The sequence below is a fragment of the Chryseobacterium sp. FR054 genome, from assembly GCF_056844565.1.
On record NZ_JBXDSA010000002.1, the window covers coordinates 31,344 to 47,087 of the forward strand.

Sequence of the window (15,744 nt, forward strand, 5' to 3'; positions counted from 1 at the left end):
TTGCGCCGGCCGCCGCCCCCCGAAACCTTTGTATATTTCATTATTATTAATCAGGGTTTTTCTTTTATTGTATTGGAGGTCAGATTTTTTTTATCGAAGATAGTGAATGAATTAAATTTCCTCCTCTTCCGTACTGGTAGGATAATCTTCTACATTCCCCATATCAAAACTTAAATTGTCATAAGCTAATAATTCTTCTTCCCTCTGCAGAATTTCTTTCGTTGTAAATAAAAGGATTTCGTCATCGTCGTATTTTGTTTTTGCCAGTTTCCGGATAGAAGCCTTATCAATAGCCATAAATCTCTGGCCGAGACGTCGTGCAGCATATTTTCTCATTCCCGTTTCATGGAGTACATCTACGGCCATATCCACCGCTGTTCCTAAAGTTTCCCGGTAAATATTAGTGATCCCGTTGTTGAGGTAATCATAAGCATCGATCCTGTTTTTCGCACGTACAAAGATTTTTACTTTCGGATAATGTTCGCGGACCAGATCGGCAATGAACTTGTTATCATCCGGATCATCAAGACACAGAACCAGAATTTCAGCATCTTCAATGCCGGCTGCCCTTAAAATAGGGATCCTTGTTGCATCTCCGTAATAAACTTTAAAACCATAGCTTCTCAGCAGTTTTACACGATCCGAATCCCTGTCCAGAACGGTCGCTGAAATTTTATTGGCTTTTAAAAGACGTCCTACGGTGCTGCCGAAGTGTCCGAAACCGACAATAATGATCTTCTTCTGGCTCACGTTACTGTCAAGAATATTATAGTCATGTTCTCCTTCCGGAATTTCTTTAATGAATTTCGGGGTAATGAATTTATCGTTAATGATCAGAAGAACAGGAGTGATGCACATAGTAATGGCGGTAACGGCCATCATCTGTGCATTGAGCTCCGGGCCTAAAAGATAAAGATCAGATGCATAATTGATCAGTACAAAAGCAAATTCTCCAACCTGCGACAGGGCAAAAGCATAAAACAGACTCTGTGGCGTATCTATCCTGAAAAATTTTCCAATAGTATATAATACCATAAACTTTACCAACAATACAGCCAGTACCGTACTGAAAATAAACAAAGGGTCATTCTGAATAATATTAAAATTAATCGTTGATCCCACACTGACGAAGAAAACAGCAAGAAGAAGCCCTTTAAACGGATTGATCTGTGCTTCCAGCTCATGTCTGAATTCACTGTTGGCCAGCATGACTCCTGCGAGGAAGGCTCCCAGAGCGGGTGAAAGCCCGATCGCAACCATCAGTTCAGAGACTCCGATCACGAGAAACAGGGAAGAGGCGGTAAGAAGTTCCGTCATTCCTGATTTGGAAACATAGCGTAAGAACGGCACGAATACATATCTGCCTAAAAGAATCAGAAAAGCAACGCCAAAGATTACGGTTCCGGCCTGAAGCCATTCCGGAAGTTTCTGAATCAGGATCTGGATTTCATTATCGTGATGACTGGCTTTATAATTGGCAATAATCGGCAGAACGGCAAGAATAGGGATCACAGCAATATCCTGAAAGAGAAGGGTAGAGAAGGAAGCTTCTCCTGCAGTTGTTTTAAGGTTGTTTTTCTCCTGAAGTGTCTGCAGAACAATGGCCGTAGAAGACAATGCAAAGCACATGGCAACGGCAACTGCTTTGTCTATCCTCCATCCGGCACTTATAAAAACAAGAAACAGCAGCGATATGGTCAGGACCATCTGCGTCAGCCCCAGACCCATGATTTTCTTCCGCATTTCCCAGAACTTCCGGGGTTCCAGTTCCAGTCCCACAAGGAAGAGAAGCATGATAACTCCGAATTCACTGGCATGCATAATATCGTTAACATCTTTTCCCGTAAGTCTTAAAACGTAAGGTCCGATAATGATGCCGCCCAGAATATAGCCGATCACAGAACTCAGCCCGAATTTCCTGGCAAGAGGAACCATAATGATGGCCACTCCCAGGAAAATTAATGTGTTCATTGCTAAGCTGGATTCCATAGGCTACTGATTCAAAAGTTCTGAAAATTCTTTTTTATGTAGGATAATTTGTTTTTTACTGAGCTTGTTGGCTTCGTATACAATTTTGATGTGTTTAATATCTGCTTTGAAAACCTTTAAAGAGACGATCAGTCCGCTGATCAGCTCATCAACAGTATACCGGTAGGTTCCGTTTTTGCTGAAAGATCTTTCTTTCCCCCCGGTGGTGACGAGGATATAAACTTCTTTGCCTTCCAGCGGATTTTCTTCATTCTCCTTCAGCCATTCCCTGTTGAAAACTTCATCAATCCACAATCTCAGCAGAGGAGGCATTCCGAACCAGATGAGCGGGAACTGGAAAATAAAGCGGTCATAGTTTTTCAGGCGTTTCCTTTCCCTGAAAGCGGCAATATGAAAGTCAGGGTATTCTTCGTAAAGGTCTCTTAAAGTATAATGCTGGTGGCGCACATAGAAATTAATGAGCTCCACATTCGAATTGGAGTGCTCCAGATAAGGATGGGCAAAAACTACCAGCGTCTTCTTCATAAACCTGTTTTCAGTAAATATAATGAAAAAAAATTGAATTAAAACCAGTTTTTGTATTGGTTTGTTAATTTTTTAATATATAAAACTGAATTTAATGTTAAAAAGAATAAAGAAAGTTTTGTTTTTTAGTATTTTAAATAAAAATCGGACTGTTTAGCCCGATTATGTTGAATTTTAAATAGTGTTAAGTTACCATCCGCCGGATGCACCTCCGCCACCGAAGCTTCCGCCTCCACCGAAGCCGCCGAAACCTCCTCCGCCACCTCCGGAACTTCCTCCTCCAAAACCGCCACCTCCGAAGCCTCCCGGGAAAGGAAAGAATCCGCCGGGATAATTTCTGCGCCCGCGTCTGGTGATAATCACATCATCGTCATCATAATTTCCGCCGCCACGTCCTCCTCCTCCTTTATTTCCGAAGAGAATGGCGATGATGATAAAAATAACAAATGCAATGATGAGTATTTTCAAGGCACTTCCGCTGCCGGAAGATGATGAGGGCTCTGCTGGTTTGAACTTTCCTTCAACAGCTTCCATGATTGCTGAAGTACCGCGGTTAATCCCTTCATACCAGTTTCCCTGTCTGAAATGAGGGGTTACGATATAATCAATGATCTGTCCTGCTACTGAAGCGGTAAGATACTGTTCTACGGCTCTTCCCTGCTGGATGGCCATCGTACGGTCTTCCGATGCGATCAGAAAGACAACACCGTTATCCACCCCTTTTTTCCCGATTCCCCATTTCTCACCGAACATTGTTGCCAGAAAATTAATGTCTTCTCCTTTGGTAGACCGAATGATGACAACTTCAATTTCCGTTGAGGTGGAGTCTGCAAATTTAATCAGCTTATTGTTCAGCTCATTGATTTCCTGCCGGGTAAGCAGCCCGGCTTCATCTACAACAGGGTAAAGAACTGCCGGCTTGGGGGGAATGGTATACTGTGCTGATACAAAAGTGTAAAAGCAGAGCAGAATAAATGAAAATACTATTTTAAGAGAACGTAATTTCATTGGGGAGCTGGTTGGGGTTTTCTCCCTGTACGGGAAAATATTTTTTTAACTCAATACCGGTTTCCAGGATAGCGCTTTTCAGTGCTTTGTAATAATTTCCTTTGGCAAATTCAGTGGTGATATAATCATGAAGATGATCCCAGTAGGATTGGTGTACTTTATCATGAATCCCGATATCCCCGATAATGGTGAGGTATTTTTTCTCAAAATTCACATGAAAGAGCACAGCATTCCTGTCGGCCGTTTTATTCATACAGAGTTCCTTGAAAACCTCAAATGCAGTCTGTGCATTCCGGTCTTCGGTATTGGAGTCTATGTGCACTCTGATTTCACCCGTAGAATGTTCTTCTGCCGACTGTATGGCTTCCACAAGGGAACCAATCTGCTGATGGGTCAGGAATTTATTCATCTTTGAATACTTCAGGCGCTTTATTAGCTCCGGCTTCTGCCTTGAAATAAGGTTTTTCTTTAAAGTTGGTAAAATTGGCCAGAATGTTATTCGGGAACGTTTTGATGGAAGTGTTGTATTCTTTAGCGGCATCATTGTAATAAACCGTTTCGGTTCTGATGCTGTTTTCAATAGCTGTATACTCTCTCTGGAAGTTGATATATTGTTGGTCAGCTTTCAGGTTTGGATAAGATTCCACTACAGCCATCAGCCTGCTTAATGCTCCGGATAATTCTCCCTGTGCTGCCTGGAATTTAGCCATATCAGCTTCAGTCATATTCGTAGGGTCAATATTGATAGAAGTTGCCTTAGAACGGGCTTCCACTACTTTTGTTAAAGTTTCCTGTTCGAATTTGGAATACGATTTAATGGTTCTTTCCAGATTAGGAATAAGATTGGCTCTTTTCTGGTAAACAGTCTCAATATTGGACCATTTGGCATCTACATTCTGTTCTTTGTTAACGAAATTGTTGTAGCCGCTTTTTCCCCAGAAGAAAATAACTGCAACAATGATAAGCAGCGCGATACCGATAGTTCCTGCGCTCAGACAGCCTTTATTTTTCATAGTTTATTTTTTTAATTTTTTGTGCTAATCAAATATACAAATTATGTGCTAATTTTGCAGAAAATTATTAGAATGACAACAATCGTGGTAGCGATGGGACAGAAGAATGAGATCGGCTTTGATAACAAACTGCTCTGGCATCTTCCTAAAGATCTGAAACACTTTAAAGAAATTACTTCAGGACACCCTGTAATTATGGGAAGGAAAACATATGAAAGTATCGGAAAACCACTTCCCAACCGTACCAATATTGTTGTTTCCAGAAAAAACGACTGGTTTGAAGAAGGGATTCTTATTGTGGGTAGCATCAAAGAGGCTGTAAAATTTGCAAAAAAGATTGATGAGGATATTTTCATTATTGGTGGAGGAAATATTTATGAGCAGACGATGAATCTGGTAGACAGACTTGAAGTTACTCTGGTGAAAGCAGATCTGGAAGCCGATACTTTTTTTCCAAAGATAGATCCGAAAATCTGGATGAAAACAGATGAAACCTGCTATGAGAAGGATGAGAAAAATTCGTACGATTTCTGTTTTCAGACGTTTGAAAGAATCAGGACTGAAGAAGTGTAAAAATTCTAAGTTCCAAGTTCTGGGTTCTAACCTCTAAATTCTTTATCTTTGCACTTCTAAAATTGAATAATGAATAAATACATAAAAATTGTAATTGCGGCAGTTCTTATCCTTTTAGGACTTTATATGATGAAATTTACGAGAAGTTTAGGCTGGGGAATCGTTGTATTCCTTATGGCTTCACTGCCGATCTTACTTTTCTTTAAAAACGAATATATTCTCCTTGCTTTCTGGCAGCTGAGAAAACAGAATATGGAAAAAGCCGCTGAATGGTTAACGCATATCACGAATTACCAGACACAGCTTCATAAGTCCCAATACGGATACTATCATTATTTATTAGGTCTTACGCAGGCACAGGCACATCCTGCCAAAGTAGAGCCTTTAATGAAGAAAGCTCTGGAATATGGACTGAATATGAAGCATGACAGAGCGATGGCTACCTTAAACCTGGCTGCTGCTGCGATATCCAAAGGAAGAAAACAGGAAGGTCAGAAACTTCTGGACGAAGCCAAAAGATTAGACAGTGCAGGAATGATGACGGATCAGATCAAAATGATGAAAGACCAGCTGAAAATGCCTACCATGCAGAAGCATATGCATAATCCAAACATGAGACAGAGAGGAAAATTCTTCTAACAAATAAAACAAAAGCACCTGGACCCCAGGTGCTTTTTTATTTTGATTACACTGTGAATTACATTTCCGAGTTCTGATCATAGCCGTAAAACTTAGGCATCTGCCACTGATATTTTACCGCCAGTGTTCTGATGGCAACAATCAGTATAATGGTAAAGATCTGGATGAATGTATAGGATAATGAGGTGAATTTAGTCATCAGAAGAAATGATGCCCCGCCTACAATACATGCAGTCGCATAAATTTCTTTTCTGAAGATCAGAGGAATCCTGTTCAGCAGAATATCCCGGATAATCCCTCCGAAACATCCGGTAATGGTCCCCAGGGCAATACATATTAATGGATGGATCCCGGCGTTTAAACCTTTCTGAACTCCGATAATGGTGAAAAGACCCAATCCGAAACTGTCGAAGATAAACAGGGTAACTTTAAAATTCTTTTCAATGGATTTGAATACCATAGCAAAAATTCCGGTAATCAGAATCAGGGCACAGGTGAGGAGATCATGCATCCAGAAAACAGGAATATCGAGCAGAAGATCCCTTACTGTTCCTCCGCCTACGGATGTGACGAACGCAATAATGAGCACACCAAACGGATCAAGACGTTTCTGCATCGCTGCAAAACTCCCTGACATGGCAAAGGAAATAGTTCCGAGAACTTCTATGGCAAAATTGAACTGTTCGTGCATATAATGATGGGTAATGAGCAATGGGTAATAAAAATTATGCCATTTCATTCGGTGATCATTAGAATGGAATATTTTATAACCTTTACATTCTGCTTTTAAATGTAAGATTTTTTTCGGAAAATTACTTATTGCTCATTACCGATTACCATAAATAATGAGTAATGAGGAATAAGTAATGGGTAATAAAAACGATGTGTCTTTATATCTTAGATAGTTTGAATTTGTATTTAGTCATCACTTTCACCAGTTCTTCACACTCTGTTTTTAAATCCAATATTTTTTCATGACTCAGATATTGCATTTCTTCAATAATCTCGAGCCAGAATTGTGTTTCATCGATTTCTTCAACGACAATACAGATTTTGGCAAATTTTTCTTTGTCAGATCTTGATCTGCAAACAGCTCTGTAATTCGCAGCAACTGAGGTAGCCGATCTTATTACCTGTTTTCTTATCACCGAAATATCATCAGAATAAGGAAGAGAAGACAAAGCCTTAATGATACAAATGGCAAAGCTTTTAGTTCTATCTCTGAAAATCTGATTATATTCCATATGATGACCTCAAAATTACTTATTGCTCATTACCGATTACTCATTTCTCTACTCTCACCGAGTCCGGAACCAAAAGTTCGTATTCTCCTCCGTGGTTGATGATCTCCCGGACAATACTGCTGCTGATGAAGGATTTTCCGGATGAGGTTAAAAGGAATACGGTTTCCAGTTTTTTGTGGGCGAGTGTCCGGTTGGTGTGAGCGATGGCTTTTTCAAATTCAAAATCGGCGGGGTTTCTTAATCCCCTGATGATGAACTGGGCATTTTTTTCAAAACAGTAATCTACTGTTAAACCTTCAAAATAATCTACTTCTACATTCGGAAATTCCGCTACCGAGTTTTGGATGAATTCCATTCTTTTTTCAAGAGGGAACATATATTTTTTTTGGGAATTCTGCCCGATTGCAATAATTAATTTATCAAAAAGCGGAGCCGCTCTTTCTATAATATCATAATGTCCCAGGGTAATAGGATCAAATGATCCGGGGAAAACAGCAATTTTCATGTTGTATGAGTTATGAATTTTGAGTGATAAAGAACGGGCTGCATGTGTTTTTTACAGCATACCTATAATTTATCCCTACTACTTTCTATTTTTTAAGTAAAGCTTTTTCTACTTCGTTTCCGCAAAGATCCATGATAGAGATTCCGTAATGTCTTGCCTGTTGCGGCAGGATGCTGGCCGGAGAAAAACCTGGATTGGTATTCATTTCAAGCATGTATGGAATTCCGTCCATCAGGATAAATTCACTTCTTGAAAAACCACTCATTCCTAATGAGTTATAGGCTCTTTTTGCGATTTCTTCCACTCTCAGTCTGGTGGCATCATCAATTCTTGCGGGGGTTATTTCTTCGGAAGCGCCTTCATATTTGGCTTCATAATCAAAGAATTCATTGGTAGGAACAATTTCAGTGATTCCTAAAACGATGGTTTCTCCCTTGAAGTCAATAACTCCTACGGAAACTTCCATTCCGTTCAGGAAGCTTTCGATAAGAATTTCGTTGTCTTCTTTGAAAGCAACTTCTGTGGCGGCAATCAGCTCAGATTTTTCCTTTACCTTGGAAATTCCGAGGGAAGATCCGGACTGGTTCGGCTTTACAAAAAGAGGAAGCCCCAGGCTTTCTGTGATCTCATCGATGTTGATGGCTTCTCCTTTTCTTAAATAGATGCTTTTGGCAGCAGGAATTCCGTATTTAGACAATACGGCCAGTGTGTCTTTTTTATTGAATGTTAAAGCACTCTGATAAAAGCCGCATCCGGTATATTTTTGTCCTATGGCATCCCAGTAGGCCTGAAGTATCCCGTTTTCACCCGGTGTACCGTGTATAATATTAAAGCAGACATCAAATTTCAGGATTTCACCGGTGTCTTCTGTTGTTACAGAGAAGTCTCCTCTGTTGATTTCATATTTTTTATCATTCTCGTCCAGGAAATACCATTCATCTTTAAGAATCACTACCTTATATACATTATACAGATTTCTGTCCAGAGAATCATAGATCAGCTGACCGCTTTTTAAAGAAACGACATATTCGTCAGAATAGCCTCCCATGACAACGGCAACACATTTTTTGCTCATAACCATATAGTATCAATTAAGGCAAATTTAAACATTTTATATATTGCAATAAGGGAAATCCTGAAATTTTAAAGACGAAAATGAAATGTGTTAAATAAAAAGCACATTCTAAAATTATTAGCTATATTTGCCGTTATAATTAAAGTATTTTTAAGTATGCTTAAATCACTTTTCAATTGGAAAGTTTTGCTGAACTTAGTAGTAGCCATCGGTGTTTTTGTGGGGTTGGTATGGCTTACGTTCCGCTGGCTGGAATACCACACCAATCATGGACAGGAGATTCCGGTTCCCAATGTTATTAATAAATCGGTATATGATGCTGTGAAAATATTAGAGGACACAGGCCTCGAATATGAAGTGGACAGTGCAGAATATAATCCTAAATTTAAGCCTTTTCAGGTTTTGAAGATGCACCCGCTATCCAGTTCCAGGGTAAAACCGGGATCATTGGTAAGAATTGTAGTGAACCCAAGAACCTGGGCACCTATTACCGTTCCGGATGTAATCAATAAGTATTCAGGACTGGCTTTCCAGAGACTGGATCAGGTGGGATTGAAGATCGGGGATACAATTTATGAGCCGAGTATTCAGAAAGATGCTCTTTTGAGGATATTATATAAAGGAAATGCAGTGAATCCGGGAGCCCGTCTTCCAAGATTCTCCATGATTGATGTTGTCGTAGGATCTGGTCCTATGAGAAATATCTCAATACCCAGCGTTATAGGATTAACTGTAAAGGAAGCAAGAGTGGTAATTGCAAAAAGCATGTTTGAAGTAGGTCTTGTGGAACATGAAGACGGAGGAAAAGACGAATCTGATATTATCTACTATCAGGATCCTGCATCCGGTGATGTAAGGGATCAGGGAATGCAGATCGATCTTTGGGCCAGTAAGAAAACACCTGCTGAACTGGGAGCTAAAATAAGCCAGCTGAATTCTATCTACCGCATGAAAGTGGATACTTCACTGCCGCCGGTACGTTATGAAGAAATTCCGGCTCATCCTACTCCTAGCTATGATGATCCGCCTGCGGCTGTTCCTGTTCCTAAAAGAGACGCGCCAAAGCCTGAGCCTGTGAAAACGGAGACTCCAAAAGCGGCAGCTCCTGCCAAACCGGCGGGATCTGCAACAGAGAAGCCTAAGACGTCTTCCGCTAATCCGTCAGCCGGAAATACAAATGCCAAACCGGCATCCTCTGCAACAGGGCAGCAACCCGCTCAAAAGCCAAAAGCTAAGAAGATGGTTATAGAATAATAATAACTTATTATAAAAAAATAGGGCTTCAACTGCAAAATGTTGAGGCCTTTTGCGTAAAAAATAAAACAATGGCAGAAGATAACGAAGATTTTTTTGACGAAGAATTACTGGATTCTGAAAATATAGACAGTGTTGAAAATATTGATATTGATGAAGAAAACAAAGGGCTGTATGAACATCTGAACATTACAGTAGACAGTAAGCAGGAACCTCTGCGTATTGATAAATTCCTGTTGATATACAGACAGAATTCTTCAAGAAACAAGATTTCCCAGACCTGCCGTGCCGGAAATGTGGTGGTAAACGGAACTCCGGTAAAACAGAACTATCGTGTGAAGCCCGGAGACCAGATTTCCGTATTGCTGGCGCATCCGCCAAGAGAAAATGTAATTATCCCGCAGGATATTCCTGTGAATATTATATACGAAGATGATGATCTTGTCGTTGTAGATAAAGAAGCAGGAATGGTGGTACATCCCGGTTTCGGAAACTGGGACGGAACACTGGTAAACGCACTGGCGTTTCATTTTGAAAAAAACGGAGAGAAATCTGATCTGGACAGGGTAGGACTTGTTCACAGAATTGATAAAGATACTTCAGGACTTCTGGTGATTGCCAAAAATGAATATGCCTTGAGCTTTCTGGCTAAACAGTTCTTCAACCGAACAACCAAAAGACTGTATTGGGCTTTTGTGTGGGGAAATATGCCGGAAGATGAAGGTACAATCAGAGGGCATATCGGAAGACATCCGAAAAACAGAATGCAGATGTCGGTATATGAAGACGGAAGCCAGGGAAAACACGCGGTTACCCATTATAAGGTATTGGAACGTTTTAAATATATGACCTGGGTGGAATGCAAGCTTGAAACAGGAAGAACACACCAGATCAGGGCACATTTCAGGCATATTGGCCATACTTTGTTTAACGATGAAAGATATGAAGGCCATACTCCTTTACGCGGTGTCAATCTGCCTAAGTATAAACAGTTTATAAAAAATGTTTTTGATATTCTGCCAAGACATGCGCTGCATGCTCATACCTTAGGTTTTATACATCCTACAACAAAGAAGGAATTGTATTTTGAAAGCCCAATGCCAAAAGATATGGCGGATGCTGTAAAAAAATGGAGAAATTATTTGGAAAACTAAAAATATATTGAGAATTTTTTTATATTTGTTGAATTGAAATCAAGATTTGTTATGAGAAAACTATATGCTATCGTATGTTTAGCTCTTTTGTCGAATGCATACAAAGCACAAGAATCACTACCATACTATCAGCAATATCTTTTGGATGGTGAGTTCCTGTTCAACCCAGCTCAATACGGAAAGACAGATTACGTACAGCTCAACGCCAATTATCACAAACAATTTGACAAGTTCAGCGACTCTCCAAATACGCAGTCTATCGGAATCAATGGAAACATTTTCGATAGAGTGGGAGCGGGACTTTCTATTTTCAGAGACAGCAACGGGCCTATCTCTGCAGGTGGTATTACTGCTGGTGCTTCTTACTTTATCCCACTAAGTAGTGAGGGGGAAAGAAAAGATCAGTTCTCTTTCGGTACCAGTGTAAGTTTCTATAACATGAATTTCGACTATACTTCAGTAAACGTTGAAGATGGCTATGATCCGTTATTGATTGGAAAAGAAGGAAATATCTTTATGGCTTATGCCAACTTCGGAGCTGCGGCTACTTATAGAAATATTTTTGCAGGAGTTTCTGTGAACGATATTGCTTTAAGTAACGATAAAGCAATCGTAAACGGAATTGAACCTTCACCAATCAAGTTCTTCCTTAATTTAGGATACAACTGGCATTTAGCAGATAATATTTTCCTGACACCGTCAGCTTTAATCAACTTAAATACGAACTCAACAAGAATGATCGATTATAACCTAATGGGTACATTCTTTAATGATATCAACTCTTTCTCTTTCGGGGTAAGCTATCGAACAGTACAGAACAGATTCGACAGCCAGGAACTTCAGGTTGCACCGGTAGTGAAAGTAAGATTTAATAAATTCATGGTTGGAGCAACCTATAACATCGGAATGTCTGATATCCAAACGTATGGAGGAAACAGCTTCATGATCAGTCTTGGGTATAACTTCGACAACTTTATTAATCATAGAGGATTTAGATATTAATCTGATTTAATTTAAATAAATTTGAGCTCTGAATTTTTTCAGAGCTTTTTTTATGATTTATATTCACGTTCCTTTCTGCAGACAGAAGTGCAGCTACTGTAATTTTCACTTTTCTACATCCCTGAACTTTAAGGATGAGATGATCCGTGCTATGAAAACGGAAATCATACTCAGGAAAGATGAACTTCAGGATAAAAATTTAAAATCCCTGTACTTTGGAGGCGGAACTCCTTCCATTCTTTCAGCAGATGAAATCGGTTCTCTGATTGATGAAGTGCTCCGGTATTTCAGTTTCGATAAAGATATTGAGATTACCCTCGAAGCCAATCCGGACGATCTGGACAAAAATTTTCTGAAACAGCTTTCAAAACTGCCGGTTAATCGTCTTTCCATTGGAACACAGAGCTTCTTTGATGAAGATTTAAAGCTGATGAACCGTGCACACAATGCTTCAGAAGCAGAAGGTTCCATCAAAAGAGCCCAGGATTCCGGCTTTGAAAATTTAAGCATTGACCTGATCTACGGCTCACCAACCTCTAATCTGGAAATCTGGAAAGAAAATTTAAATAAAACCATTGCTCTTGAAGTTCCTCACATTTCTTCCTACGCTTTGACCGTAGAACCTAAAACGGCCCTGGAAAACTGGATCTCAAAAGGAAAAGTGATCAGTCCGAAAGAAGAAGAACAGAACAGGGAGTTTTATTATTTATCCGATTTTCTGAAAGATAACGGATTTGAGCATTACGAAGTCTCGAATTTTGCAAAGCCGGGTTTTTATTCCAGACACAATTCTTCATACTGGAAATATAAAGAGTATCTTGGGATAGGTCCTTCAGCTCATTCCTACAACGGACATGATATCAGAAGCTGGAATGTAGCCAACAATCAGCAGTATATTAAAAAATTAAGCATTAAGAACCTTGCTAAAGAAGAGGAATTGCTTTCCCGGGAAGATCAGTTCAATGAAATGATCATGATCGGGCTTAGAACCATCTGGGGAGTAGATCTGGAAAGCCTTAGCAGTAAGTTTTCAGATCGTATTCTTGAACACTTTCAGAAAGAAATAAAAGCTAAACTGGAAGAAGGAATTTTAATAACAGAGAACAATCATCTGAAAATTCCTGAAAAACACTGGTTCATGGCAGACGGGATTGCTTCGGATTTGTTTATCGTATAATGGCTGATATATGCAGCCGTGCCATAAAATTCACTATTTTTGTATAAAATTTCAGTTCGTTTGAAAACTAAAAAACAAGATTACTCGCATCTTTCACCTGCCCAGCCGATCGGTATTTTCGACAGTGGGGTGGGTGGTCTTACCGTAGCCAAAGAAATTAAAAGACTCCTTCCGAATGAGGATCTGATCTATTTTGGAGATACCAAGCACCTTCCCTACGGCGAAAAGTCAAAAGAAGCGATCATAGAATATTCAACCAAGATCACCAGTTTTCTGCTGGAACAGAACTGTAAAGCGATTGTGGTTGCCTGTAACACCGCTACGGCCAATGCTCTGAACGAAGTTCTGCAGTCTGTTGCGGGAAGAGTTCCGGTAATTGATGTCATCAATCCTGTGGCTGAAAAAGTATCTTACGAAATCCACAATAATGTCGGGGTAATCGCTACGAAAGCTACCGTAAATTCGGGACTGTACAAAAAGAGCATCCGCAAGCATAATAAATGGATCAAAGTGGATGAACTGGCTACGCCGCTGCTGGTTCCTGCCATTGAGGAAGGTTTTAAAAACCATCCGATTACCCATGCGATCATCTATAATTATTTGAGCAACAGTAAGCTGAAGAATATAGAAACCCTGATCCTCGGCTGTACGCATTATCCGCTGCTGATTGATGAGATCAAGCAGTATTACGGAAACCGTGTCCGTGTGATTGATTCCCCGAATATCGTAGCCAATCATCTGAAGATCATTCTGGACAAATACAATCTCCTGAATGAAAATAATGTCAAACCTAATTATCATTTCTATCTTTCCGATCTTACCAAAAATTTTGAAAAGATCTCGAAAAAATTCTTCGGTAAGACGATCGATCTGGAATTGAAAGTATTATAAATTAAAAGGCTGTTTCATGATGAAAACAGCCTTTTTTGATTTTCAAACCCATTATTGGCTTACAGTGTTTCCAGAATGATTTTCTCCGCTTTCAGTCTGGACTTTGGACTGAATTTCGGCTGATTGGCATCCGTTTCCTCCTTAACTCCGATTGCTACGGCGAATAAGGTTTCATATTTTTCATTTTTCAGGATTTCATCGTACTGTTCCGGTTCAATCCCTTCCATCGGTGTGGAATCTATTCCCATATCGGCACAGGCAGAAAGCAGTATGCCTAATGATAAATAAACCTGATGGGCCAGCCATGATTTTACAGCAGCTTCGCCTTTGGGTTTCACCCTGTTCCGGTAATAATTCACGGCTCCTTCAGGAAGATTTTCTTCAATTTGTTTTTCAAAATCTTCAGTTTCCTTTATTACCTGGAAAATAATCAGATGGCTGCAGTCCAGCACTTTTTCTTTATTAATGAAAGAAACTTCTGCCAGCTGTTTTTTTAATTCAGGATTGCTGATGAAGATAAAATTCCATGGCTGGCTGTTGATGGAAGAAGGGCTCAGATTCAGAATTTCTTTCAGTTCACCAATTTGTTCTTCGCTGATGTTTGCCTGTGGGTTATACTTTTTTACTGTATACCTTGTTTTCATTTTTTCTAAAAAGCTCATAATTTATACTATCATTTTTATAGTTACAAAATTAATGTAAGTTTATTATCTTTGCAATAACGGTAAAAAAGGATAGTATAAAATGTATACGATAGACAATAAAAAATACCCGTGCTGTACGAGTGTGACCATGAGATTTATAGGGGGGAAATGGAAGGCTGTGATCTTATATCACCTGACAGACGGAGTTAAAAGATACAATGAGCTGCGAAAGCTCATTCCCACTATTACAGAAAGAACCCTGAGTCTCCAGCTGAAACAGTTGGAGGAAGATGACATTATCGAAAGAAAGGTCTTTACTGAAAAACCCCCTTTAATGGTGGAATACAGCCTGACCGGTTTCGGAAAAACACTGCTGCCGGTTCTGCATGCCATTACAGACTGGGGAAAAGAAGCTCCGGAGCTTACCAAAAAAATAATCAGGAATTAAAGTTCCTGATTATCATCTTTATTCGGTTTGAAAAAACTGAAACTCACATTTCCGTATTTCCGGGTATCCGTTAAATTGGGATGCTGAAGTTTCATACGGCTTTGGTGTTCTACGATCAGAACGCCGTTTTCTTTCAGGAATTTATTGTTGAGAACCAGGGAAATCAGTTCGTCATATTTTTTTTCCTCCATCTCAAAAGGAGCATCAGAGAATACAATCTCGAAACTCTTTTTATTTCTGAATTTCTTAAGCCAGTCGAATACATCTCCTCTCTGAACATTGATCTGTAAAGACATATCCAGTTCTGAAGCCGTAGAATTGATAAATCCGGTATGCTTCGGGTTCATCTCTACGGAAGTAACATCCTGGCAGCCTCTGGACGCAAATTCCAGTGAGATGGAGCCGATACCGGCAAAAAGATCCAGTACGGAAACAGACTGCATATCATACGTATTCTCCAGAATACTGAATAAAGCTTCCTTGGCAAAATCTGTCGTAGGTCTTACATCAAAATTTTTCGGAGCTGCTATTTTCTTGGCTTTCCATTTGCCGGATATTATTCTGAACATATTTTTTAGTTGTTAGCGGTCAGACCGCAGGCTG

At 39.7% G+C, this 15,744-nt stretch carries 19 protein-coding genes; 8 read left to right on the top strand and 11 right to left on the bottom strand.

The window, feature by feature from the left end; genetic code table 11:
- Positions 1–111: 111 nt before the first annotated feature.
- The 5 genes from AC106S_RS07350 to AC106S_RS07370 form a co-directional block, all read right to left on the bottom strand.
- Positions 112–1,989: a monovalent cation:proton antiporter-2 (CPA2) family protein gene (locus AC106S_RS07350; protein ID WP_482438450.1), complete on the bottom strand. Its 1,878-nt coding sequence runs from the start codon at positions 1,987–1,989 to the stop codon at positions 112–114.
- Positions 1,990–1,992: 3 nt separating this feature from the next.
- On the bottom strand, positions 1,993–2,514 hold the full coding sequence (locus AC106S_RS07355) for an NAD(P)H-dependent oxidoreductase (RefSeq protein ID WP_482438451.1): 522 nt from the start codon (positions 2,512–2,514) through the stop codon (positions 1,993–1,995).
- A 189-nt stretch (positions 2,515–2,703) separates the two neighbouring features.
- Entirely contained in the window at positions 2,704–3,522 is an 819-nt protein-coding gene (locus AC106S_RS07360; RefSeq protein ID WP_482438452.1) for a TPM domain-containing protein, read from the bottom strand.
- Positions 3,503–3,931 carry a TPM domain-containing protein gene (locus AC106S_RS07365; protein ID WP_482438453.1) on the bottom strand — a complete coding sequence of 143 codons (429 nt, stop codon included), beginning with the start codon at positions 3,929–3,931 and terminating at the stop codon, positions 3,503–3,505. The genes AC106S_RS07360 and AC106S_RS07365 overlap by 20 nt, the downstream gene beginning before the upstream one ends.
- Positions 3,924–4,535, bottom strand: coding sequence for a LemA family protein (locus AC106S_RS07370; protein ID WP_482438454.1), 612 nt, complete (start codon positions 4,533–4,535; stop codon positions 3,924–3,926). The genes AC106S_RS07365 and AC106S_RS07370 overlap by 8 nt, the downstream gene beginning before the upstream one ends.
- Positions 4,536–4,607: 72 nt before the next feature.
- On the opposite strand from AC106S_RS07370, the gene AC106S_RS07375 reads away from it, so the two are divergent.
- Positions 4,608–5,108 carry a dihydrofolate reductase gene (locus AC106S_RS07375; protein WP_482438455.1) on the top strand — a complete coding sequence of 167 codons (501 nt, stop codon included), beginning with the start codon at positions 4,608–4,610 and terminating at the stop codon, positions 5,106–5,108.
- Positions 5,109–5,177: 69 nt separating this feature from the next.
- Entirely contained in the window at positions 5,178–5,747 is a 570-nt protein-coding gene (locus AC106S_RS07380) for a DUF2892 domain-containing protein (protein ID WP_482438456.1), read from the top strand.
- 58 nt (positions 5,748–5,805) lie between these two features.
- Here AC106S_RS07380 and AC106S_RS07385 read toward each other — a convergent pair whose 3' ends face one another.
- The 4 genes from AC106S_RS07385 to AC106S_RS07400 form a co-directional block, all read right to left on the bottom strand.
- On the bottom strand, positions 5,806–6,438 hold the full coding sequence (locus AC106S_RS07385; RefSeq protein ID WP_482439563.1) for a trimeric intracellular cation channel family protein: 633 nt from the start codon (positions 6,436–6,438) through the stop codon (positions 5,806–5,808).
- 199 nt (positions 6,439–6,637) lie between these two features.
- Entirely contained in the window at positions 6,638–6,991 is a 354-nt protein-coding gene (locus tag AC106S_RS07390; RefSeq protein ID WP_482438457.1) for a four helix bundle protein, read from the bottom strand.
- A 40-nt stretch (positions 6,992–7,031) separates the two neighbouring features.
- The gene (gene coaD, locus AC106S_RS07395; RefSeq protein WP_007844215.1) at positions 7,032–7,496 is read right to left on the bottom strand and encodes a pantetheine-phosphate adenylyltransferase; all 465 of its coding nucleotides are present in this window, start codon (positions 7,494–7,496) and stop codon (positions 7,032–7,034) included.
- A gap of 85 nt (positions 7,497–7,581) precedes the next feature.
- Positions 7,582–8,571 carry a D-alanine--D-alanine ligase gene (locus AC106S_RS07400; protein ID WP_482438458.1) on the bottom strand — a complete coding sequence of 330 codons (990 nt, stop codon included), beginning with the start codon at positions 8,569–8,571 and terminating at the stop codon, positions 7,582–7,584.
- 156 nt (positions 8,572–8,727) lie between these two features.
- On the opposite strand from AC106S_RS07400, the gene AC106S_RS07405 reads away from it, so the two are divergent.
- The 5 genes from AC106S_RS07405 (at position 8,728) to murI (ending at position 14,049) form a co-directional block, all read left to right on the top strand.
- Positions 8,728–9,825 (top strand): PASTA domain-containing protein, encoded by a 1,098-nt coding sequence (locus AC106S_RS07405; protein WP_482438459.1) that lies wholly within the window; start codon positions 8,728–8,730, stop codon positions 9,823–9,825.
- 71 nt (positions 9,826–9,896) lie between these two features.
- The gene (locus tag AC106S_RS07410; RefSeq protein WP_482438460.1) at positions 9,897–10,979 is read left to right on the top strand and encodes an RluA family pseudouridine synthase; all 1,083 of its coding nucleotides are present in this window, start codon (positions 9,897–9,899) and stop codon (positions 10,977–10,979) included.
- A gap of 51 nt (positions 10,980–11,030) precedes the next feature.
- Positions 11,031–11,981, top strand: coding sequence for a PorP/SprF family type IX secretion system membrane protein (locus tag AC106S_RS07415; protein WP_482438461.1), 951 nt, complete (start codon positions 11,031–11,033; stop codon positions 11,979–11,981).
- A gap of 52 nt (positions 11,982–12,033) precedes the next feature.
- Entirely contained in the window at positions 12,034–13,158 is a 1,125-nt protein-coding gene (gene hemW / locus AC106S_RS07420; RefSeq protein WP_482438462.1) for a radical SAM family heme chaperone HemW, read from the top strand.
- Positions 13,159–13,218: 60 nt separating this feature from the next.
- Positions 13,219–14,049, top strand: a complete 831-nt coding sequence (gene murI / locus AC106S_RS07425; protein WP_482438463.1) for a glutamate racemase — start codon at positions 13,219–13,221, stop codon at positions 14,047–14,049.
- 59 nt (positions 14,050–14,108) lie between these two features.
- Here the strand turns inward: murI and AC106S_RS07430 are convergent, their stop codons facing one another.
- A complete protein-coding gene (locus tag AC106S_RS07430; protein ID WP_482438464.1) occupies positions 14,109–14,711 on the bottom strand; it encodes a nitroreductase family protein in 603 nt (200 codons plus the stop codon).
- Between the two features lie 82 nt (positions 14,712–14,793).
- Between AC106S_RS07430 and AC106S_RS07435 the strand changes: the two genes are divergently transcribed.
- Positions 14,794–15,141: a winged helix-turn-helix transcriptional regulator gene (locus AC106S_RS07435; protein WP_482438465.1), complete on the top strand. Its 348-nt coding sequence runs from the start codon at positions 14,794–14,796 to the stop codon at positions 15,139–15,141.
- Here AC106S_RS07435 and rsmD read toward each other — a convergent pair.
- Positions 15,138–15,710, bottom strand: coding sequence for a 16S rRNA (guanine(966)-N(2))-methyltransferase RsmD (gene rsmD, locus AC106S_RS07440; protein ID WP_482438466.1), 573 nt, complete (start codon positions 15,708–15,710; stop codon positions 15,138–15,140). The two genes, AC106S_RS07435 and rsmD, sit on opposite strands and share 4 nt — an antisense overlap.
- Positions 15,711–15,744 lie beyond the last annotated feature (34 nt).